This window comes from Geothermobacter hydrogeniphilus, assembly GCF_002093115.1.
Classification (GTDB): Bacteria; Desulfobacterota; Desulfuromonadia; order Desulfuromonadales; family Geothermobacteraceae; genus Geothermobacter_A; species Geothermobacter_A hydrogeniphilus.
Window position 1 is genome coordinate 69,800 of the sequence record NZ_NAAD01000009.1, and the last position, 22,436, is coordinate 92,235.

The 22,436-nt window shown below is 52.6% G+C and carries 18 protein-coding genes; 15 read left to right on the plus strand and 3 right to left on the minus strand.

Features of this window, described 5'->3' with window-relative positions; translation table 11 throughout:
- Positions 1-12: 12 nt before the first annotated feature.
- Both B5V00_RS08585 and B5V00_RS08590 read right to left on the minus strand, forming a co-directional pair.
- Positions 13-1,344, minus strand: coding sequence for an ADP-ribosylglycohydrolase family protein (locus B5V00_RS08585; protein ID WP_085010370.1), 1,332 nt, complete (start codon positions 1,342-1,344; stop codon positions 13-15).
- 43 nt (positions 1,345-1,387) lie between these two features.
- Positions 1,388-2,419 carry a hypothetical protein gene (locus tag B5V00_RS08590; protein WP_085010371.1) on the minus strand — a complete coding sequence of 344 codons (1,032 nt, stop codon included), beginning with the start codon at positions 2,417-2,419 and terminating at the stop codon, positions 1,388-1,390.
- A gap of 189 nt (positions 2,420-2,608) precedes the next feature.
- On the opposite strand from B5V00_RS08590, the gene B5V00_RS16935 reads away from it, so the two are divergent.
- The 15 genes from B5V00_RS16935 to B5V00_RS08655 all read left to right on the plus strand — a co-directional run bounded on the left by B5V00_RS16935 (position 2,609) and on the right by B5V00_RS08655 (position 21,590).
- Positions 2,609-2,911 carry a hypothetical protein gene (locus tag B5V00_RS16935; RefSeq protein WP_139800710.1) on the plus strand — a complete coding sequence of 101 codons (303 nt, stop codon included), beginning with the start codon at positions 2,609-2,611 and terminating at the stop codon, positions 2,909-2,911.
- Between the two features lie 192 nt (positions 2,912-3,103).
- Complete coding sequence (locus B5V00_RS08600; protein ID WP_085010373.1) at positions 3,104-4,639, plus strand: sigma-54 interaction domain-containing protein; 1,536 nt, start codon at positions 3,104-3,106, stop codon at positions 4,637-4,639.
- 124 nt (positions 4,640-4,763) lie between these two features.
- Positions 4,764-6,119: a KAP family NTPase gene (locus B5V00_RS08605; protein WP_085010374.1), complete on the plus strand. Its 1,356-nt coding sequence runs from the start codon at positions 4,764-4,766 to the stop codon at positions 6,117-6,119.
- Positions 6,120-6,129: 10 nt separating this feature from the next.
- Positions 6,130-6,744: a DUF6933 domain-containing protein gene (locus tag B5V00_RS08610; protein WP_085010375.1), complete on the plus strand. Its 615-nt coding sequence runs from the start codon at positions 6,130-6,132 to the stop codon at positions 6,742-6,744.
- Complete coding sequence (locus tag B5V00_RS17420; RefSeq protein WP_245803933.1) at positions 6,734-6,979, plus strand: virulence RhuM family protein; 246 nt, start codon at positions 6,734-6,736, stop codon at positions 6,977-6,979. The genes B5V00_RS08610 and B5V00_RS17420 overlap by 11 nt, the downstream gene beginning before the upstream one ends.
- 11 nt (positions 6,980-6,990) lie before the next feature.
- A complete protein-coding gene (rhuM, locus tag B5V00_RS17580; protein WP_245803937.1) occupies positions 6,991-7,074 on the plus strand; it encodes a RhuM family protein in 84 nt (27 codons plus the stop codon).
- 4 nt (positions 7,075-7,078) lie between these two features.
- Positions 7,079-7,312 (plus strand): hypothetical protein, encoded by a 234-nt coding sequence (locus B5V00_RS17640; protein ID WP_245803934.1) that lies wholly within the window; start codon positions 7,079-7,081, stop codon positions 7,310-7,312.
- 23 nt (positions 7,313-7,335) lie between these two features.
- Complete coding sequence (locus B5V00_RS08620) at positions 7,336-9,012, plus strand: DUF3696 domain-containing protein (RefSeq protein WP_172399673.1); 1,677 nt, start codon at positions 7,336-7,338, stop codon at positions 9,010-9,012.
- Complete coding sequence (locus B5V00_RS08625; RefSeq protein WP_085010377.1) at positions 9,012-9,926, plus strand: hypothetical protein; 915 nt, start codon at positions 9,012-9,014, stop codon at positions 9,924-9,926. The genes B5V00_RS08620 and B5V00_RS08625 overlap by 1 nt, the downstream gene beginning before the upstream one ends.
- A 61-nt stretch (positions 9,927-9,987) precedes the next feature.
- Positions 9,988-15,765 (plus strand): DUF4011 domain-containing anti-phage protein Hhe, encoded by a 5,778-nt coding sequence (gene hhe / locus B5V00_RS08630; protein WP_085010378.1) that lies wholly within the window; start codon positions 9,988-9,990, stop codon positions 15,763-15,765.
- Between the two features lie 73 nt (positions 15,766-15,838).
- A complete protein-coding gene (locus B5V00_RS08635; protein ID WP_172399674.1) occupies positions 15,839-17,194 on the plus strand; it encodes a YcjX family protein in 1,356 nt (451 codons plus the stop codon).
- Positions 17,191-18,189 carry a YcjF family protein gene (locus B5V00_RS08640; RefSeq protein WP_139800711.1) on the plus strand — a complete coding sequence of 333 codons (999 nt, stop codon included), beginning with the start codon at positions 17,191-17,193 and terminating at the stop codon, positions 18,187-18,189. The genes B5V00_RS08635 and B5V00_RS08640 overlap by 4 nt, the downstream gene beginning before the upstream one ends.
- Positions 18,190-18,217: 28 nt before the next feature.
- The gene (locus B5V00_RS08645) at positions 18,218-19,339 is read left to right on the plus strand and encodes a hypothetical protein (RefSeq protein ID WP_085010381.1); all 1,122 of its coding nucleotides are present in this window, start codon (positions 18,218-18,220) and stop codon (positions 19,337-19,339) included.
- Between the two features lie 36 nt (positions 19,340-19,375).
- Positions 19,376-20,437 (plus strand): DUF4145 domain-containing protein, encoded by a 1,062-nt coding sequence (locus tag B5V00_RS08650; protein WP_139800712.1) that lies wholly within the window; start codon positions 19,376-19,378, stop codon positions 20,435-20,437.
- A 73-nt stretch (positions 20,438-20,510) separates the two neighbouring features.
- The gene (locus tag B5V00_RS08655; protein ID WP_085010417.1) at positions 20,511-21,590 is read left to right on the plus strand and encodes a tetratricopeptide repeat protein; all 1,080 of its coding nucleotides are present in this window, start codon (positions 20,511-20,513) and stop codon (positions 21,588-21,590) included.
- Between the two features lie 64 nt (positions 21,591-21,654).
- Here B5V00_RS08655 and B5V00_RS08660 read toward each other — a convergent pair whose 3' ends face one another.
- A complete protein-coding gene (locus tag B5V00_RS08660) occupies positions 21,655-22,353 on the minus strand; it encodes a helix-turn-helix transcriptional regulator (RefSeq protein ID WP_085010383.1) in 699 nt (232 codons plus the stop codon).
- Between the last annotated feature and the right edge of the window lie 83 nt (positions 22,354-22,436).

Below are 22,436 nucleotides of genomic sequence, written 5' to 3' on the forward strand. Positions count from 1 at the left end.
GCTTTGTCGCAGTCAGGGGTCGATGATGGTGATGGCGTAGGTCTCATGATCGGGATCCTCATACGGCTTGGCGTACTGGACAATAAACCTGTCGCCGAGTTCCTGTTTCAACCGACGGGCCAGCAGCAAACCCCGCTCATGGTAGTGCTGCCAGGAAAACCGCCGTAAACCGGCATACAGTTCAAACTGCACCTGCCAGTCCGTAAAATCCTCTTCAAGTCGCTGAGAAACACCGTACTCATAGGGAAACCCCATGGCCGAGCAGCCAACAACTGTTCCGTAATGTGCCACCCCCGGAACCCCGTTATGCGAAATCGTGGCGTAGGGAGAACCATAATCCGGACAGATGATAATGATCGGTCGCAGCGTATCCCGAGTGAAGCGGCAAGGGTCGACGTTCTGCTCTACGCATAGCCGGTACAACATGAGAGCCAGGGCGAGGGTCGAGTCGACATCGCCGCCGAGGCTGATCGCCAGGGAGATTACGCCCTCCTCGTCACCGCCGTTCTGCAGGGCGTAGAGAGCGTGCACCACGGCAACGGGAGCCAGGGCGTTGTGTGGATGTTTTGCAGCGAAGGCCGCCGGTTCGAGATCGTACTGGGCCTCGCTGAAATAGGCGCGGATCAGCGGGGATCTGACATCCAGCTGCCCTCGCCCCTGGCAATAGTCGAGGTTGCTGAGCAAATCGTAAAGGAAGTGGCAGGCCAGCAGGGCGTCTTCGTGCGCGTGAGTCAGCTGGCAGAAGCCACGAATCAGCTGAGCCGGTTCAAGCCCGTTCTTGCGGGCGAGAGCGTAGACCGGCAGCACCAGGGCCAGGCAGCCGTTGCCGGCCGACCCCTTGTGTCCGGGACCGCGTTCGACCGAGATGCGAACCAGGGCGTTGTAGTTGAGCGTGGACGCTTTTTCCAGGGCAGAAACGGTGCGGAAATAATCCCGCCAGGTCCGCCCATAGCTGACCGCGGCCCGGTGACGGGTGTGGTAGCGTGCCCAGTCGAGGAAAAGTTTTTCCGTATCCGCTCCGACCTCGTATTGCCGGAAAAAGTTGAGAAAACACTCGACGATATCGCTTTCGTCGGTACCCCGCGCATTGTCCCCGGCACGGGCCAGAATTTCTTCACAGGACACTGGCCGGTAGCAGGCACTGTTGCTTTCCCAAGGGGCGCCCAGTCGGTCGCCGTGACAGTAGGCTTTCAGGGCGGAGTGGTCATCGAGGCGGAGCGGATCATGGGCTTTGATGCTTTCTGCAAAACTTTCAAAGCGGCGTGGGTCAAGATAGGCAACCTCGGCCGGACTTTGCTGCTCACCGCAACATGACGAACAGTCAGATCTGCGTCCTTTTCCCATGGTTCCTCCTTGTTGACAGGTTGTCGCGCAAATGGTGAACGGTTCAGTTCGGAGCCGGTATTTCGACAGGGGATGTCGATCGCCCTGCGCGATCCCAGTCCGGCAGATCCTGGAGCAGGGTGACGATCTTGTCCAGCTTCGTCAAACTGGCCGAGCCATACTCGTCAACAACTCGTTTCAGGGGATTGTCCTCAGGGCCGAGTCCCCATTTTTTCTGCCCAAGAGACCAGAGCTGTTCGAACACTGTGGGGAACCAGCCCTCGTCCAGTTCGTATTTCCTGGTCAGCCGTTTCAGATCATTCTCTTCCAGTTCCAGCAGGTGAATACCAGGGCTGACATGGTGCCTTCCGGTCGTTTTCCAGTCCGGATGAGTCCAGCGTACCCAGTAGGGTCTCAACGCGAGACAACCCCAGAATTCTCCTTCATCGGCGGGAACGCCGTCCGGTGCGTGGGCCAGCAGTCTGGCTGCGGAACGTAACAATTGATCCCGACGGAAAAACCCGACAACGCCAGGAAATGCGTAGGTCTGACCGCTTTCCGAATCGCCGTAGTCAAGTATCAGTCCCCATTTTCGCGACCAGGTAACACAGGAGACCGAGACGTGCCAGTCAAACCCGGGGGCTGAGCTGTACGACACCCCCACGGAAAAGAGGCCCCGGTTCTGAATAGCCTTCCCGGTCAGCAGAGCGTAGTCGTCCGTCGAAGGAAAATCGACGAACAGCCTGAGGGCGTTGGCAACACCAAATTCATAGATATGACCATGGCTGACGGCGTGTCTTTCCGCGTATCGTTCAACATCGTAGGTTCTCGACTTGATGTGTTTGAGAAACCTTCCGGCGGGGCGAAGCAGGGCGCAACCCAGCTTCAGATGGGCGAGAGATTCGCGATCCATCTTGTCGGCGATACCGAAATGAAAGCCACGACTGATCAGTACGGCGTCGTTGCCAGGGAGAATCTCAAGTTTGCCGCAAAACTCTCGATAGGCCGCAGTCAAGAGAGGGTCCGAAAACCGGGCTGTGTCCGGATCCGGCAGACCGAGAAGCTCAGTCGGAGTAGAATGGCGGGATGCTGTCATGCTGACCTCCTTTTCCCCCGGAGACAGAACGTCAGCCGGCCCCAGGGGGAAAGGCGGTTGACGCTTTAGCAGTATTTGTGGGTCGCCCTGCAAGTTGTCGATTAAATCGGCGATGCTTTGACGCAAAGTTTTCGCTGTTGTCGCTTAGTGTCTCCTTCGGTTGCTTTCGAACTGCCCGCTGCGGATGGCATGGTTCATCGCATCATCATAAGAATGTTTGCGGCAACTTCTGTTGGTGAATTTCAAGCTGTTTTCTTCATTGGAGTCATCTCGTTTCTTATTGAACTTGGTTATTGCCCGGTCTCGACAGGGTTTGCAGAGTGTCACGATTCCACGATTGGTTTTGAAAAACTGCCAGATCGGAGAGGAAACCTCATTGCAGGAAAAGCAGTTGCCTTTTGTGGGGAGCATTCGAGACTTCGAAGATTTCAAGGTTACTTTGAATGTTTTCAGGTTTTTCATATCGTTCCTCGCGTTCTGGCAGTCAGGTGAACTGCTTGTTCTGTTGTTTTTTTGCCTTATGCCTAAGTCTGTAGCAAAGATGCTGCCAAGTAATCAAGTTGTTGAGAATACATGATAAAACATGTGTGTGGCTAGTATATGGCATGTCGTTTCTGTAAAATATATTGTTATCATGTAATAAATTTTATATTCTGAGGTGGATTTTTCCCCGGGGAGAGGCCAATGAAGAAAATTTTGTTTGCTTGGGTCGGCATGCACGACATCAGGGCGGCGCGCGACGATAGGGTCGATGATCTTGGCCCGATCGCCAGGGTGGTGAGTGAGGTCGCCTACGACCGGCTCGTGCTGCTCAATAACTACGGCAAGGAAGAGAAGGTTCCCGATTACATCAAGTGGTTGCGGACGAAATGTTCGGCGGTGATTGAACTCATCGAAGTCAAGCTGCCGAGCCCCATCGATTTCGCCGCGATCTATGTTGCGGCGAAAAAGCAGGTCGAAAAAGTATTCAGGGAGGAGAAGGGCCGGGTGGCGCCCGTTTTCCACCTCAGTCCCGGCACGCCGGCGATGCAGGCGGTCTGGATCATGCTCGGCAAGGGTCCCTTTGTCGAAGCGGAACTGATCCAGTCATCCCGGGAGCAGGGAGTGCAGAGTGTCGAGATGCCCTTCGATATCTACGCGGAATATATTCCCGATATACAGGCCGGAGCGGATCGCCGATTGATGGTGCTGGCTAATGGGGACTCCCTTTACGATAAAAGTTTTGATTTACCTACGTCCACTCCTGGGCACGGCATCATCCATCAGTGCGCGGCCATGAAAATCCTGGTTGCACAGGCCGATCTGGTCGCCGGCCGTAATGTGCCGGTCCTGTTGGAGGGGGAGACGGGGACCGGCAAGGAGCTGTTTGCCCAGCATATTCATGCCGAAAGCCGCAGATCAAACAAGCCTTTTCTGCCGGTCAACTGCGGGGCGATTCCCAAAGACCTGTTCGAAGCGGAGTTCTTCGGCTACGCCAGGGGGGCTTTTTCCGGTGCCGTCAAGGACCATTCCGGCTATTTCGAACAGGCCGACGGCGGCACCCTGTTCCTGGATGAGTTGGGAGAGATGCCCCTCGACGCGCAGGTCAAGATCCTCAGGGTGTTGACTGACGGAGTTGTGCGGCGGATCGGCGATCCCCGGGAGCGCCAGGTCGATGTCCGCATCATCGCCGCGACCAACCGAGATCTCCTGGCCGAGGTTGCCGCGGGGCGCTTCCGGGCCGATCTCTTCTATCGGCTGGCAGTGGCGATGCTCAAGCTGCCCCCGCTACGGGAGCGCGAGGGGGATATCCATCTGCTGCTGGAACATATCCTCGGGCAGGTCAACCGTGAACTGGGCAAGGAGTCGGGCTACAAACAGAAGAAATTTTCCATAAACGCAAAAAATCTTATGAAACGGCATCTCTGGCCGGGCAACGCCCGGGAGATGCACAACACCATTCTGCGGATCTGTGTCTGGTGTCAGAACGAGGTGATCCAGGAGGAGGATGTGCGTCGCGCACTTCTGCCTGGCATCGCCGAGGATAAAGATGATATCTTGTCCAGGCCCCTGGGGGAGGGCTTCAATATCCAGGAATTACAAGCCTTTCTGACCTCCCACTACATTCGCCGGGCGCTTGATGAGGCCGGCGGCAACAAAAGCCGGGCGGCCGCGCTGCTGGGGCTGAAGAATTATCAGACGCTCAACAACTGGATGGAGAAGTACGGAGTCGAGATGTAGCTGGCATGACCGTTGCTCTAGTCCGGGAGCATGGACGCGGATATCATGAAATCTCAACTTTTCAACTCACTCGTTCAACGCGCTTTCAGAGGCGACCTTTGAGTTGACCTGAACAGGAGGGGAAATGCCTGAAAAACAAGATAGGATCACGTTCGAATTCCGCGACGAATACCAGCGAAGACCGATTGCCGAAAAGATTATCCGGCTTCTGGAATCTGGCGCAAAGGTGTCCCCATTGGTCATTGATGGCAGCTGGGGCTCCGGGAAGACCGAGTTCTGCAAAAAGCTCATCCATCTGATTGAAGATGGCGAGTCGTCCCTGCGACCGATCTATGTCGATGCCTTCAAGGCCGACCATGCTGATGAGCCTTTGATGACCCTGATGGCGGCGGTTCTGAACGCGCTGCCGGAAGCAGAGCGTGAGCCACTGATCAAAAAGGCGCTGCCCGCAATCAAGTTCGGCGTCAAAACCGCCCTGAAGGCCGGCACCAGCTGGCTGCTGAAACAGGACGCGGCCGATGTGGTCAAAGACTTCAAGGACGAGGTCAAAAAGGCCGGTGACGAACTGATCAACCACGCCGTCGAATCCGTGCTCAAAGACCACGTCGCAGCCGAGCAGAACATCACCGCCCTGCAAACCGCCCTGGCCGAGCTGGCCAAAGATGCCCCCATCGTTCTGTTCATCGACGAACTCGACCGCTGCCGCCCCGATTTTGCCGTCAATATGCTCGAGAACATCAAGCATGTCTTTGATGTAGACGGTGTTCAGTTCGTGCTGATCACTAACTTCGATCAACTCCGTTCCTCCATTAACCACTGCTACGGCAACGGCCTCGACGCCCAGCGTTACCTCGACAAATTCGTGCAGTTCAGCCTGAGTCTTTCAGATACCCATAAGCCGGGTGGGAACCAAGCGATTCTGGCCTCGACGACTCATTTCATAAATCTGGTTGGCAAAAGCGAATTGTTGGACAACACGGAGTTAAATGGCGAACGATCATCATTGCTGATTGGACTGATTGAAAAAAATCGCTTGTCGTTACGAGAAGTTGAGACTTTGGTTTTGTATCTAGAAATTTATCAGACTCTAACTAACAGAAAAGGTTTGTCGGGTGTTGGGACGTATGGATATTTCCTTCTCAGGGTCTTGGGTGTCTACCTGTATTGTTTCGAAAAAGATATGGCAAAGGCATTTGCTCGTGGGCAGGTGAAGGTTGGTGAGTTTGCATCTTCAATGGGGAGAGAACAACTTTTTGACCAGTGGAACGGTGACGAACCGACAACGATTGACCTTGTAGTAGCGCTGATAAGTTCTGAGAATGCCGCCTACGGCGATGACTTTTCCTTCAAAGATGATACTCAGCGTATTAATTGGCGTAAAGCGTTTCAGGCATACTGTGGGACAGAATATGCTGGTCACAGCGGCGGATTTACGAAAACTGTGGCTGGCGCTATTGAGACTATGAAACTGGCGGGGTGAGCAATCTAATATGATCCACCTTCAGACCAGCAAAACCTTCAACGACGACCTCGCCAAGGCGGGTTGCCTCCTACCACCACCTGAAGGGATCGAGAATACCTGGAACTGGCATGCCCACCGCATCACCCTGCTGCGGAAGAAGTGCGTCATCGTCATGGAGGAGGCCAGCCGCTACGCGCTGATCTTTGCCGGTCTGAAAAAGAACGACTTCGCCCATTTCGACCAGGTGCTCCGGTCGCGGATTGTGGCCGAGGCCAGTTGGCTGTGCGATCTGCCGCACCCCGGGTCCAATGAGCAGCTGATTGCGGCGGCCGAAGCGAAATGTTCCTCAGTTTCCTTCTCCCAGGGGCTTGACCGCAGCGTGCAGGCACATATCCGCCAGGTCGCCGACGAATTGGAATACCTCGTCAAGTACCGACTCGGCCACCTGCCCGAATCGGCAGAAGAAGAGTTCGCCCTGGGCTGCCAGCTCAACGACACCCTACGTAAGCGTGGCGGCGATAAGGACTATTTCTATCCGCTGAAAAAATGGCGGGCTTCGCTGCTTGCGCTACTGCCACAACAAACGGGGGCAACGGTGGTGAACCTGGCCGATTTCAGGAAGGGGCGGGGGCATGACGGATAAGGTTGTTTTCTATCAATCCATTGATGGAAAAGCTTCCCTCGATGTGCGTCTGGAGCAGGAGACTGTCTGGTTGAATCAGAAGCAGATGGCGGAGCTGCTGGATAAGGATACCGATACGATTGGCCTGCACATCCGCAACATCTACAAGGAGGGGGAACTCGAGCCGGAGGCAACTACCGAGGAATCCTCGGGGGGGGGCAAAAGGAGGGCGGGAGAAAAGTTCGGCGTAAGCTGAAATTCTATAACTTGGACGTCATCATCTCGGTCGGCTACCGGGTCAAATCAAAGCGTGGCACCCAGTTTCGACAGTGGGCGACTAGGGTTACGTGATCATTTGGTGCATGGCATACCCTCAACCAGGAACGGCTCGAAGAAAAAAAGAAAAGCTGGCCGAGATGCAGCAGGCGGTGGAACTGCTTTCCCGTACGTTGGAACGGCAACAACCGACAGCAAGCGCTTCATCGACAATGCCCTGGTGGCTCTGACCCTGTTGATTGCCGAGAGTAAGCTGGAAGAGAAGGACACCATTGTCAAGGTGGTGGTGAATCTGATTAATCGGTGTAATTGAATACAACCATGCTGGAGGGTGAAATGGCATTTACTACTATCACTGCCATTACCATTGAAAATTTCAAGACGATTTCTAAACCGGTACGTATTGAGCTCGCTCCGATCACCCTGCTCTTTGGATCCAATAGCGCCGGGAAAAGTACCATTATTCAAGCATTACATTATATGCGAGAGGTTCTTGAGCACGGGAATTTGGATGCAGACAATTCCTCCTGGGCGGGAGAATATTTGGATTTCGGTGGTTTTAAGTCGTTGGTGAATGGTCATGATCTTAATAAATCTATACGAATTAGGGTAGATTTTTTATGCGCTCCGACGTTTTTTAAGGTTTATCCGGCGTTTCCTTTTCCTGGTATAGATGGCGATCAAATCGAAGTATGCGATATTCGTACAGAATATTGGGATTCTTGGCTTACATTTTGTTATTTTTTTGAAATAGAGGTCTCTTGGAACTTTAAAAGTTCATCACCGTGCTTGAGTCGCGTATCAAGTGGGCTTTTTGATGAAAAAATTGCGGACATTGTCCGGGCCAGTAGCCCTGTCCACGTTGAAGGAGTGCAACCAAGTTTTGATGAATTTCTAAAATATGTCAATTTTGACCATGAAGTATTCTGTTCATGCGGAGACAGTTTTTTACAGGAACTTGTTGCAGGTTTGTTGCCTGATGATTTTTTGGCAGGGAAGAGCGATGTAGGCATTCCCGCCAGCTTATGTTGTAGTCCCCCTACTTTGTGGGCTGACAATCTAGCCTTCGATCCCGAGTTTGTCGAAAAGTTGATGCGAGACCGCAGTGAGGTCGAGCAGGCTGATGCCCTAAGAAAGATTCTCAAATTTGAAAGTTATCTTTCTCAACTCATAAAAGGCCCGGCAGATATCCTGCTTGAAGCTCTGCAGGGTATGGCCTATGTGGGGCCTATCCGAAAAACACCCGAACGTCACTTCGCCCCTCGCAAAACCAGCGACCCGGCACGATGGGCAACCGGTCTTGCGGCGTGGGACAAGCTTTTTTTGGCGGATCAGGAGTTCATCGATGAACTGAATCGATGGCTTGCTGAACCTGAAAGATTGGGGGCTGGTTACAAGGTTGAAGCCAGACGTTTTCGGGAAATCGATTCAAGCCACGAAATCTGGTCTCTTTTGGATTCGTCAGGAGAGGCCGATCTGGCCTCAATTATGAAAACAATTCAGAAGGACACCCCTGAAAAAAAGGAATTGTCTCTTTTGGATTTGAGGCGTAATTGCAATGTCCTCCCCCATGACATCGGTATTGGTATTTCCCAAATGATGCCGGTACTGATAGCCGCGTTAGATAAAAAGGTTGGTGTTGCCGTTATCGAGCAACCCGAACTTCACATCCACCCTGGCCTTCAATGTCGTCTGGCCGATTTATTTATTCTGTCTGCGTTGGGTAGTGCTTGTTCTCAGTCTCCAGGGCCTGATTACGGTCATACACAATTTCTGCTGGAGACTCATAGCGAACACCTTCTTCTTCGCCTGCTAAGAAGAATCCGCGAGACTACTGATGGAACTCTCCCTGATTGGCATTGTGGGCTGAAGCCAGAGAACCTGAGCATAAATTTCATTGATTTCCAAAATGGGAAACACAGTGTTCGCAGGTTGCAGGTTAGTGAGGATGGGGATTCCTCTGGCAACTGGCCGGAAGGTTTTTTTGAAGAGCGTGCGGAGGAGTTGTTCTGATGCTGAAGGAGTATGCCCTTGATCCGGAATGCTTGAAGGAGTGGTCCACTTTTCGCTATCTCATTGAAAATTTTGGAGTGTCACAGGGGCGCCTGATAGCGGAGTTTCCCCGCAAGTGGGTCAAGATGGCCTATGCCGCCTGTGGGTCATTTTCTTTTCGGCAGAAACAGTTAGCCGAGATCCAGTTGAAGCGTCTTAAGAAAGCAGGGTTGTGTAAGTCGAACCGACCGTATGACAGTGGGTGCAAGTGGTTGGAAAATGCCATCAGACAACAGGCTCATAACCCTTTTCATGCGATCGTTTCCTGTATATCAAATATTGAGGCTAAGGTTGTTGATGCTCATGAGCTGACCCAGGCTGAGCCGCTTTGGAGAACAGAAAAAGATCGCAAGATATTGCGTACGACAAAAGAACTTGGAGGAGCTGTCAGTAAACTGTTGCAGATCAGCGATCGTATTCTTTTTGTCGATAAGATGTTTGATCCTGAAACTGACAGGTGGAAGGAGTTGCTGCTGCATTTCATTGGAATTGCCTCGAGAGGCCGAGAGATTCCACCGACCTTTGAATATCACACAAAAATTGAGAATGAAGAGTATGGCAAACCAGAAGATGTGAGGACCAGGGATTTTCAACAGGTCTGCCAGCGGGAGCTCGTTGATAGACTGCCTGACGGGTGTCTCATCAAGATCGTTCGTTGGGATCAAAGGCATGGTGCAGACTTTTTTCATTCACGGTACATCCTGACCGAAAAGGGAGGGTTGCGAATCGACTGGGGGTTGGATGTAAGTAGAAAGGCTGGAGAAACGACAGATATTTCCCTTCTGGATGAAGACCTTTGGCGGGGATACTGGGCATGGTTCGCGAGAAGGGAAGGGCCGTTGGAGTTTGTTGATGAAGTTAAGGTTGTGCGTTGAAAAGATCGTAGCCTTGTGTGTTCCTCATAGAGAAGACTAGAAGCCGCTGGAGGGTGTCGTTATGGATGAAATCCAGGTTGGTGAGATTTATGAACTGGAGGGGCTTGGTGGAATAGAGATCACTGCGGTCGATGGCGACTACGTTGAGTTTGAAGAACCGGATGGGAGCCTGACCTCAATGTCACAAGAAGAATTTCTTGCCTTGATGGTGAGAGAGGAAGAGGGGGACAAATCGTTGACCTTGCCTTCTCCTTATGCTGAGGAAGAGCCCAAGGGGAAACTCCCTCTAATGGTTGGTGAGGAGTACACGAATCGCTATGGGCAACCCATCGACGATGAACCCCCATTTGGTGGTTCGACTGGGGAGGAGGGTAACTCAGAGGAGCCGTCTTTAGGTTCGTCCGAACAGAAAACGTCGGAGGGGTTTGCTTTCGATTCGCTCGAGTCTGTCCGGAAGAAACTCATTGATCTGAGCAATCGCAACAGCCTGCTGAATTACCGGCATCCCAAAGCAAGTTGTCTTCGCATTATAGACGAGTTGCCTAACCAGATCGTCGAACTGTTGAGGTCCGGGAAGGAATTCTCTTTTATCCCTGTGCCTGAACCCACCGAGGCGGAATTGATTCAGGCCGGCTATGTAGAGGTGGATCCTGTTACGGGACACAAGGAATATGATTGGCCGGACGCCGAAGAATGGGCAAGACATATCGGATTACACACCTCTTATGATCTCCCGGAACGAGAAACGGAGGAGTTGGGAGAGCAGAGGCACCAGGATTCCAGTCTGCAGACGCTGATGTATGCTCCGGAGTTGGAGGCACGTTGCCGCAGCATTCGAAGTAAAGCAGAAACGGCCATTGAGGAGAGTGGCGCGAATATCTTGTACTTAGTAATAGGATTCCTCGAATGGCGTGAAAGTCGTGACTCGGATGTGGTGCGCAGAGCACCTCTTTTCACCTTGCCGGTCAGGATGGAAAAGAAGGGGTTTGACAGAGGGAAATCGACTTTTCGCTACACCATTGCTCTGAAAGATGACGGGTTGCTGACGAACATCCCCTTGCGGGAAAAATTGGTGAACGATTTCGGGTTGAAGCTCCCAGAAATTGATGAAGATGTAACTCCTGAAGACTATTTCAAAAATATCTCGCAGACTATCCTACGCAGCAAACCACGGTGGACAGTTCGTCGCCAGGCTACCTTGGCATTGCTTAATTTCTCCAAGCAGGTCATGTACGAGGACCTGAATCCAGCGAGGTGGCCTGAAGGGGCCTCTCTTGAGGAACATCCGATTATCAGCCAGTTCTTTTCTTCTGCCGGGACCGAGTACTGCCCTGCCGATTTTGGCTATTCCCCCGAATACCCCATTGATGATCTCCCCGATGTGCACATCCAGTTCCCTTTGGTGTCTGAGGCGGACAGTTCACAACACAGTGCCCTGATAGATGCCCTTAAAGGCCACAATCTGGTTATTGAAGGACCTCCCGGTTCGGGTAAGTCGCAAACGATAACCAACCTGATTGCTGCATCTATCGCCAATGGGAAAAAGGTTTTGTTTGTCGCGGAAAAAATGGCTGCGCTTGAGGTTGTCAAGGATCGGATGGACAAGGTCGGCCTGGGGGATTTCTGCCTCGAACTTCATAGCCATAAAACACAGAAGGTGAAAATCCTTTCTGCCCTTGAGTCGAGAATCAATAATAGCCAATCATATCGTGACTTTGTGGAAATCGAGGCCGATATTGCACGTTTTGAAGATCTCAAAAACAAGCTGAAAAAGTATGTCGAGGTCGCCAACAGTCCCTGGCGGAATGCAGGTCTGACCATCCATGAAATTCTCAATAAGGCGACACGTTACAGGCTGCAACTGGGGATTGATCCGGATCGGATTTCGATCGACGGGGTCAGTGGTGAGAATTTGACACCCGTCCGGCAAAAGGAGCTCGCGGACAATCTGGAAATGTTCGTATTTGTTCACAATCAGCTCTCCGAGCAGTCCGCCACCGGGGAGATCGAGGATCATTACTGGTATGGGGTGCGCAATTCAGAGCTCCTTGGGCCCCAGGTCGAATCTCTTTGTGCGCTATTGAGGGACTGGACAGACAAGCTGGTTGCTCTCATCGAGTTCTGGGAGGAACAGGCGAAAGCGTTTTCTTTCCCTCCGGAAGTGCGAACGACCTTCGTTCAAATAGAGGAATACATCAACGGCTTGAGGGAATTGCCAGAGTTGGGTGGTGGCGAACCCCTGGAATGTCTGGAGGGCCTGTCGGAGGTTTTTGATGAACTGAAGGTGTTTAAGGCCGACTATCTGTGGATTCATGAACAGATCAAGTCTTTGCGTCCCAACATGAAGCAAAGAGCCATTGATGATCCCTTGTCGGCGCAAAAGATCGAGGAGGCTCTGAAAACCCTTTCTGAAATTGAATGTCTATCTGATTTGACCCTGGGTGACCTCAGTACGGATTACGATCTTTGTGAGCATCTTCTCGAAGTAGCGGGTAAACTGGCGGAGGGTTTCTTGAAAATCACGGGTAACCTTCCTCATGCCCTGCTACCCGTTTTTGAACTCTCCAAATCTGGGATCAGGGAGTTCCATACCTTCGTTTCGTTTCTGGCAAAGTTGCCTGCTGAACTTTGGCGAAACCGTGCGGCATTGTACGATGATGACGATCTGGATCCACTTCTTGAGCAACTTGCCTCAAAATTGAAGGCTCTGACGCCACTTCATAAAAAACTTTCCGAAATCTACGGCCTGCATCGGTTGCCGCCGTTTGAAGGCTTGGAGGAGGATTGGAACATTTTTTCCTCTGGAGGGTTCCTGCGAATTTTTTCATCCAAATGGCGGGCCGCCAAAAAGGCTTTGCTTGCATTGGCGGCTTCATCTCGGGTTGATAAGAAAGATGTCCTTAATCTGGTCCCCGATTTACTCGAGTACATCAAGGGGATTGACGATATTTCGGAACTGAATCGGACGGAGCCCTTGCTGGGGGATCTGTACAAAGGGGTTGATACCCCAGTGGACCGTATTCTTGCCCTGAGGAATTGGTACCGGGAAGTACGTGAAGAATACGGGCGTGGATTTGGCGATAGGGTTGCTATTGGCGACGCCTTGCTGAATCTGGATCGTAACCTCGCGATGAATATCCTGGAGTTTGCCAATTCTGAACTCGGGTCCTTGAGTGATGCTTTGCTGAAGGGATTGAAAAGGCTCAGTGGCCATTTTCCTGCCTGTCCAGGCCTGGGGGATGGCCACGGCCATTTGTTGGGGCAAGGTTCTCCGCTCATGGCACTTCAGGAGAAACTGAAGTCGGCGTTGCCTGTTTTTTCCGAAGCCATCGAGTCGTCCGATGCAAAATTGTCAACGATTATGTCGATGCATGCCGATTTGGAGCGACTTCTTGAAAGGAGAGGACAATGGAACCGTAGCTCTGTTAAAGCAATTTTTGATACGGCCGATTTCGAACTTACAGTCTTGACGAGCGGTTACTCTGAGGAGAAAGTGTCTCTCCTTTCCAACCTTGAGGCCATCATTGATGTTGTGAGTCGTGTGCCCATATTGAGATCCACAATTTTATCTTCTCCCACCCCCTCACGGTATCAAACTTTGAAGGACTCACTCAGCGAAATCGAGAGGAGACACCGGACCTGTGTTGAGGCGGAGAGGAAGTTCCAGGACTTAGGTGCGGTGGATGCCGAATCCTGGTACGGCTCTGATGTAAAGGACCTCGGGGGGGTCCTCGAAAAAAATTTAAATGCTTCAGGAAACCCAAGCTGGCTGGGAACTTGGTTGGATTATTTAAGAATCAGGAAACGAATCGCTGGCAAAGGGCTGCAAAAATTGATCGAGGGTTTGGAAGGGAAATGGTTTGCTCCCGATCAGGCCGGGGATGTCTTGCAACTTTGTCTCTGCCATCAGTTGTCAAAGGAAATTTTTCGGGAGAATGAGTTCCTGGCGGACTTCAGTGGAGTCGAGCAGAATGCGATTCGAAGGAAATTTAGAGACTACGACAGGAAGCTGCAGGAACTGCAACAGAAGAAGATTGCATACCGCGCTGCCGACGTTGCGGTCCCCGGAGGCCGAGCAACCGGACGCGTTGCAAATTTTTCGGAGCTTGCCCTCATCAGACATGAAATCGGTAAAAAGAAAAAGCATATAGCAATACGCAGCCTGTTGAAGCGGGCGCCCGAATCCATTCTGGCTCTCAAGCCGTGCTTCATGATGAGTCCGGTATCGGTCGCGCAATACCTGGAACCCGGCAAGTTTCAGTTTGACCTCGTTGTCATGGATGAGGCTTCACAGATAAGGCCCGAAGATGCGCTTGGTTCAATAGCTCGCGGTAAAAACCTGGTGGTTGTCGGAGATCCGAAGCAGTTGCCCCCGACCTCGTTCTTCCAAAAGGTTATTGATGAAGAGGAAGAAAATGAGACTGTCTCCCTCCAGGTCTCGGAAAGCATTCTTGACACCGTAACCCCGATGTTCAAAAACCGGCGTCTTCGCTGGCACTACCGATCTCGGCATGAGAGCCTGATTGATTTTTCCAACAAACATTTTTATGGTTCGGACCTGATTTTATTTCCTTCGCCTTTCCAGGAATCTGAAGACTTGGGCATCCGTTACAGGAGGGTTTCAAAAGGTCGGTTCAACAAAAGAAGGAACGTTGAAGAAGCCAAAAGGATCGTGAATGATCTAGTTCTACAACTGGTTGAACGACCGGGTGAGTCTGTCGGCGTTGTCGCCATGAATACCGAGCAGCGAGACGAGATTGAGCGCCAACTTGACCAGGCGTTAAAGGACGATGATCGTGCACGCACCTACTATGAGCAGAACCGGGGTTGTGAGGAACCACTGTTTATAAAAAATCTGGAGAATGTTCAGGGTGATGAACGGGACGTTATCTTTATTTCCATGACTTACGGGCCGGAGCAGATAGGTGGGCGAATCATGCAGCGGTTCGGACCGATTAACTCGGATGTAGGCTGGAGGCGCTTGAACGTTTTGTTTACGCGTTCAAAGAAAAGGATGCACGTCTATTCCTCAATGACATCAGGAGACATCCTTGTCGGGTCCGAATCCAGCAGAGGTGTCGCAGCTTTGCGAGCCTTTCTGGAATATTGTGAAACAGGCCATCTGCATCAAACTATTCATGCCGGCAAGGCTCCTGATAGCGATTTTGAAATCGCGGTTATGGATGCATTACGGCAGCATGGTTATGAATGTGTTCCGCAACTCGGGGTGGCCGGTTTCTATCTTGATCTGGCGGTCAGGGACCCTGGTAAACCCGGCCGGTTTTTGATGGGGATTGAATGTGATGGTGCCACCTACCATTCTGCTAAATCCACCCGAGACCGAGACCGTCTTCGCCAGGAAATCCTGGAAGGTCTTGGGTGGAGGATCGCCAGGATCTGGTCAACTGACTGGTTCAAAAACCCTCAAGCTTCATTGACGCCCATTATACGACAGTTGGAAAAACTCAAGTCTGATGTTTCACCGTCTGTCGGTTTTGAGGAAGGTGAATTATGTACGGCGCAGGAAAGTGGTTCGCATGATGAGTCTCTGGAAAATTTCGCAGGAGAAATGTTGCCTTCTGGGGGTGGAGAGTCTGATTTAGATCTTGAAAAAAGGCTGCTCGACTTCCACCAATCAGTCATAGAAAAAGAAAACCCGCATATTAAACCCGATCAGCGTTTACTGCGTCCCGCCATGTTGAAATCGTTGCTGTTTCATCTGCCCTCATCCAAGGGAGAGTTTCTCGAACTGATCCCCTCCAGTTTGAGGTTGGGAACCGCAGCGGAGGAAGGAAAGTTCATCGGTCCCGTATGTGAAATTATTGCGGATTATGGCTGAGATGGAAGCTATGGTGGAACCTGGTTGAATAAGTTTCATTTTTAAACCAGTAATGCAGGAAGGTCTAAATCCGATGGAGAAAATTTCTGATCTGTTCACAACAAAACTGACCATCGGTGTCACCGGTTTTTCCCGCTCGGGGAAAACCGTTTTTATCGGTGCTCTGGCGCAGGCGCTGGTCTGTGCCGATGCCTGGAAGCAGAAAACGGGGCAGGGACCTCTGGCGCAGTTCGGACCGCTTGAACGCGGTCAGTTTCGGGCGGCTCGTATCCGCGACGATGTTCATGCAGACACTCCCCAGTTCCCCTTTCGCCAGGTGCGTGACAGCCTGGCGACACACGATGCCGCCTGGCCGCAGGCGACGGAAGGAATCTCCCGCCTTGTTCTCGACCTCGATTACCACACAACCGGATTTTACAAGCGCATCAAAACACTCCGCATTGAGTTGATCGACTACCCCGGAGAGTGGCTGGTCGATCTCCCCATGCTTGAACAGTCCTACGCTGAGTGGTCGGAGCAGGCTCTGGCATTGGCTGGAACAGAGCTTCGCTCCTCCTGGAGCGAGCCCTTTTTCGCCCAGTTGGGGCGGCTTGGGACGGGGGAGAAGTTCGATGAAGAACAGGCCATCAAGTTGACCGGGTCCTGGGCGGGCTATTTGCAGCAGGCCGCTGATTACGGGCTGTCCCGCAATCAGCCTGGGCGTCTCCTGCGTCCCGGCGCATTGCGGAATTCTCCGGTCCTGCGACTCTTCCCGCTGCCGGAGGTCTGCCGTGACAGTCCCTTTGGCAAGGGGATGGAGAAGCGCTTCGAGGAGTACAAGAAGAAGATCATCAAGCCCTTCTTCCGTGAGCACTTCAAGCATATCGATCGCCAGATCGTGATGCTCGATCTGCTGCGGGTGCTGCAGCAGGGCAAGCAGGCCTTTGATGAAATGGTGGAGACCTTTCGCGAGGTGCTGCCGGTATTTCACTATGGCAGAAAAAATCTGATTCCCTGGCTGGGCGGCACGAAGATCAGTCGACTGCTGTTTGCCGCCACCAAGGGAGACCACGTCACCCGTGGCGATCGGGCCAACCTGGAGCAGATGGTGAGACGTATGCTGTCGCTGGTCGATGACAGAAATGAATTACGCAGCCAGGTGGCTGATTACGAGGTGATGACCCTGGCTTCGGTGCGGGCGACCGAGGACCGGATGACGGTGAAAGCCCCCAAAAGGGAAATCCTCTACGGCCGTCCCGCCGGCGAAGGGAAGGCGAGCCAGTGGGATCCGGGTGGTTTGCCGCTCGATATGCCGCCGGATTGGGCAACAGTATTTTTCGAGTTTTACCGTTTTGAGCCACCGCCGATGGCCGAAGCCCTCAGCGAGGGGTATCCGGCCATCAATCTCGGTAAGGCTCTTGATTATCTCATCGGGGAGGATTTGAAGTGAACGATCAGATTAGAAGGCCCGGTGCCGTTCAGGAAGAGGCGGAGCCGCTTGAAGGAACGGGTACCTCCTCTGCGGCGGAAGTCCATCCCCCCTCGCCGCCAAGGAGCCCCGGGGAGGTCAAAGACAAAAGCGAGGTCATGGCCGAGCCCGAAACCTCTCAGGAGGATTCCGCTGACCTGTTCGGCCTGCCGGAGATGGCTCAGAGTTCTCCCTGGAAGCTGGTCGGATGGGTTTTGGTGGCTACGGTTCTGGTGTGGCTTCTCACCGAGGTTGCGGTCTCTCTGGTCCGAGCTTATCAGGAGCAGACAGTCTGGCTTCTGTTGCCGATGGCCTTCCTTTCCGTGTGCCTAGTGGTCCTTCTGGTCTGGGCCGCCTGGCGTGAGATACGGGCGATTCGCAGTATCGATTTTCTGGCCGAACGCGAAGAGAAAATCAAGCAATGTGTGCATGAGGCAGACCTTCGAAGACTTAAACAGGTCCTGGCACCGACCCTGGACAAAATGCGGCGGAGAACCCCGACCCTCATTCGTGATTTTGAGGCGGCTGTTGCTTCCCGGGAGAAGCCGGAGGATTACCTGCAGCAGTTCGATAACTTGGTTCTCACCAGGCTGGACGAGGAGGTTCGGCAGGTTATCCGCAAGTCCACCATGTCTGGGGCCCTCGGGGTCGCGGTTGCCCCGCATCCGGCCCTCGACGCTTTCATCGTCGTCTGGCGCGCCAAACGGATGATCTGTGCAATCGGTGAAATTTACGGTCTGCAACCGACTGGTTTTTCAGCTTTGAGGCTGATCAAGCACGCCCTGACCAGCGCCATGGTCGCCGCGACGGTGCAGAAAATGGGCGAGCTGTCCATCGACAAGTTTGGTGACCGTATGCCGGCTCTTCATGTTTTCAAGCCGGTCGCAGAGGCAACGACTACAGCGGTGCGGCTCTATCGGTTGGGTAAAGTGACCCAGCAGGCATGTCGGCCGGTGCCTCTGGAGTCAAAGCTGTGATTTATTGTTCTGTAGAGAGGGGGCCGTTTTGAAATTTCGTATCTTTTTAAGGGGATTGAAAAACTTCGTTCTTTGCTTGTTGCTGATTGGGGTTTCCGCACTTTTCTTCAATGGACTGCGTGAGGCCTACCTTGAAGAACAGGCAATTGCCGAGTTGGAACTCATCCCCGATCACAATTATGTTCCCGACATCGAAAAATTGGTGTCAGAGCGGAAGCTGGACGAGGCTCTGGCCATGGCACGTTTTGTCACCAGTCATCCGGATATGCCGGGGCAGCAGGATGCGGCGCGGCTGGAGAAGGAGATCGTTGCCGAAAAGAAATCTTACTGGGGCAAGGCTAAGCGGGCGGCATCCGGTTTCGTGACTGGTGAGGGGGGGGCCGGCGAAGAGGTTGCCGGAGCTATCGCCTCTGACCTGGTGTTGTGGGGGGATGTTCGGGACCTCTCCAAACAAGCCTGGTACAAGGCTTCCGGTCAGGAGACGGACCCGGTTCTGGCGGCCCTTGCCGGAATTGGCCTTCTGACCGAGGTTGTCGATGCTGCCGACTGGGCGCCGGCGGTACTCAAAGCCTTCCGGAAAGTTGGTGCCCTCTCGCGGAAATTTATTGACTATCTCGTCACGGTCTGCAGGAAGTCGATCAAGGCCAGAAAGCTGGAAAAGGGGTTGGGTGGTGTTTTTGTCCATCTCAAAATCCTTGGTCAAAAGTTGGGGTTGAGCCGCACTGCGGCGGTTTTCAAGCATGTAGACGATCCGGAAGATTTGGCCGCCCTGGCCCGGGTTGCGAAAAAGAGTCCCGATGCCGCCTATCTGACAGTTCGCAATGGTGGCAAGAGCGGGGTCGAAGTTGCCAGGGAGATCGGCAGCTCGGACGTAGCCGTAGAGTCCATGGAAAAAGCGGCACAAAAAGGTCCGAAAGGATTGGCCTGGCTGAGAAAAGGCGGGAAGGGTCGGAAATATGTCCTGAAAACCCGCTGGACGGCGCGCCTGTTGAAGAACCTCTGGCTGTACCGGGTACAGATGCTGCTGAAGATGCTCGCCAAAGCTTTTCCCGCACTTTGCTGGGCGTTGGCATTTATGTGCCTTGCCTTCTCAGGACTTTTTTTCTATCGAGGTTGGCGGCAGTGGAATAGGGCTTACGTAAGAACCTGATTTCCACTATCAAGTGTCCAGGCGTTGAAAGGAAGCATGATGGAACAAGTATCGAAAGTTCTTGCCAACACCACAACGGTTGAATCTCCATCGGGCCTCCGGTCAATCAATCTCTGCCTCGGTGATATCTGCTCCTCAGACGATGAAGTCGTTGCCATCTCAAGCCATGCTGATCCTTTCAACTCGTTGACCGGGATGGTTGTAAGTTCCTTCATTGCTCGATTGAATGTCGACTTTAAGATCCTTTATCCTCTGCTCACCCTCCCAGGACACTCCTCCGTCGGTACCTTTCAAGTGGCAAGCCCCCTAGGGAAATTCCCTGGGAAGGCACTGTTTGTCGTGCGGGTTCCTGGTGTGGAAACCATAAGGGATTTTGCCGTAGATCCTCTGGAGGTCTATGACGATGTGGTCTGGACACTTTTTGGTTCTCTTGCGGCCCTCGAGCAGAAAGACGTGGTCTTCTCCAGCCTGGCATTGCCTCTCCTTGCCGGGCGGCGAGGCTACCCGGGACAGAAGATTATGGAGATACTCCTGAAGCGTGCTACGACCTGGCTCAAAACATCCCGCAACATGAAAGATGTCAATTTCTATCTCTATGAAGAATCCTCTCTCGGGAACTGGAACGAAGCGATGAACCAGGCCTTGGGCCGCAAGGCCATCGACTCGGCGAAGGGCAGCGTCGTTCAGGCATTAAGGGAAGAGATCCTTGTGTTGTTGAAAGGGTGTTCCAAGTTCAATCAGGGAGAAATGGCTGCCCATATTGCGCCGATACTGACAGCCTTGCAGGACAAGAAGATCTACCTGCAGCTGGTTTCAACCCTGGGGCGCAAGCTGGTCGAGGTAATTGTCGGCCGGATCATTTCTGAGCGCTCGCTTGTGAATAAAGGACAACTTGTCCATAACATCACCATGCTGAACTACGAGCAGGTGGTTGCCCCCTGGATCACAAGCCACTTCCATGCATTGCGGGTGTTTGGCAATGAAGCTGTACACGCAAAGAACGAGGTCAGATATAAACCTAAGGAGCTGCGGGATGAGGATCTGGTTGCGGTGCTGACAAGCCTGAGAAGTGTGGTGCAGTTTTATGCGGAGTGGTGAAATCAGGGACTTGGTCCAAATAGTTTTTTTGCGTCAGGTTATGGCTGGCGTTAGCCACATAAGGAAGAGAAAAATGAAAAATACAATACACATCGCGCTGGCAATTGTTTTAATCTCGACTGTTTTTTTACAAACCGTTTTCGCTCAAGGGGCGGGGCTAGAGTGGGACTTATTAAATCAGGAGGTCCTTAAGCTATACCAGGAAGGAAACTACGACAAAGCTATTCTTGTTGCTGAACACGCACTCAAGATAGCGAAAGAAAATGTTGGTCCCGACCATCCCGATGCGGCCAAGAGCCTGAACAACCTAGCCTTCCTCTATTACACCCAAGGCCACTACGCCAAGGCCGAGCCGCTCTATAAGCGTTCGCTGTCGATTAAGGAAAAAACCCTTGGTCCCGACCATCCCGGTGTGGCCAAGAGCCTGAACAACCTAGCCGAACTTTATCGAGTCCAAGGTCGCTACGCCAAGGCCGAGGCGCTCTACAAGCGCTCGCTGGCGATTATAGAAAAAGCCCTTGGCCCCGACCATCCCGATGTGGCCAAGAGCCTAAACAACCTAGCCGAACTTTATCGAGTCCAAGGTCGCTACGCCAAGGCCGAGGCGCTCTACAAGCGCTCGCTGGCGATTATAGAAAAAGCCCTTGGCCCCGACCATCCCGATGTGGCCAAGAGCCTAAACAACCTAGCCGAACTTTATCGAGTCCAAGGTCGCTACGCCAAGGCCGAGGCGCTCTACAAGCGCTCGCTGGCGATTAAGGAAAAAGCTCTTGGCCCCGACCATCCCGGTGTGGCCAAGAGCCTGAACAACCTGGCCCTCCTCTACTACGCCCAAGGCCACTATGCCAAGGCTGAGCCACTCTACAAGCGCTCGCTGGCGATTATGGAAAAAGCCCTTGGCCCCGACCATCCCGATGTGGCCAAGAGCCTGAACAACCTGGCCTTCCTCTATTACACCCAAGGCCACTACGCCAAGGCCGAGTCGCTCTATAAGCATTCGCTGGCGATTAAGGAGAAAGCCCTTGGTCCCGACCATCCCGGTGTGGCCAAGAGTCTTGAAAATTTGGCTGCTTTATATCGAGCAACCGATAGAACAAGAGAAGCACAGCAGTTAGAAAATCGTGCTGCAAAAATACGAAACATTAAGCGGTAGTAATTGGTTGGCAACAGAGTTCTGCGCATGTTCCAGGAACCGGCCAGCCGCGTCACCAACGGCGCTACGAAAGAAGCTTGAGAACACTCTTGATTTTGTCTCGATCCAGATCCCCGGCATTAGTAAATTCGCTGAATAGGTAACTGATGGCTTTTCCCTTGTCGCTGTGGCTTAAGGAAGCTCCACTGCACTGCAGCTCTTCTTCAAGCGCAGTGACAGTATCGGCCAGCAGTTGCATATCGTATTTTTCTCCCCCTCCCGCCAGGAACCAATCGACCGTCTTGTTTGTCTCTCTTGATGCCTGGATTAGATATTTGTAGGGGACGGACTCCGTCTTTTTCCATTTCCAGAGCACTCCCCTTTTTATATTCATCTTTTCCGTGAGTTCACCTTCGTTTTTGGCCTGGTAGGCATCGAGTAAGCGCATGATGACGGTAGCTGCTCCAACACCGGCAGCGACCGTCCCTGCAACGGCCGGAAGCACCGGAGCCGTCACGCAGGCCGCCAAGACCAGGTGTGAAAATGCCTTTCTGGAACGATCTTCCAGGGTTCTTTTAGGAGGGGTGTCGCCCAGCCCCAGAACCTCTGGGTCGATTCCAAATTCATGCACCGCTAGTTTTAAAAGAGTTTTTGTCGGCTCACAGCGTTTCTTTTCAATCGCAGAAACCTGCTGGGCGCTGATGCCTAAAATGTCTCCCCACTCTCCCTGGGTCATGCCGAGGGTTTGCCGGGTCGCTATGAGTATGTCTCGAGGGTCAGTCATTATTATATCAATAAAAAAAAGAAAAAAGGTTGAAATGGTATCCTGATTATCTCATAATATCCAAAATACATGACCCTGGGCAA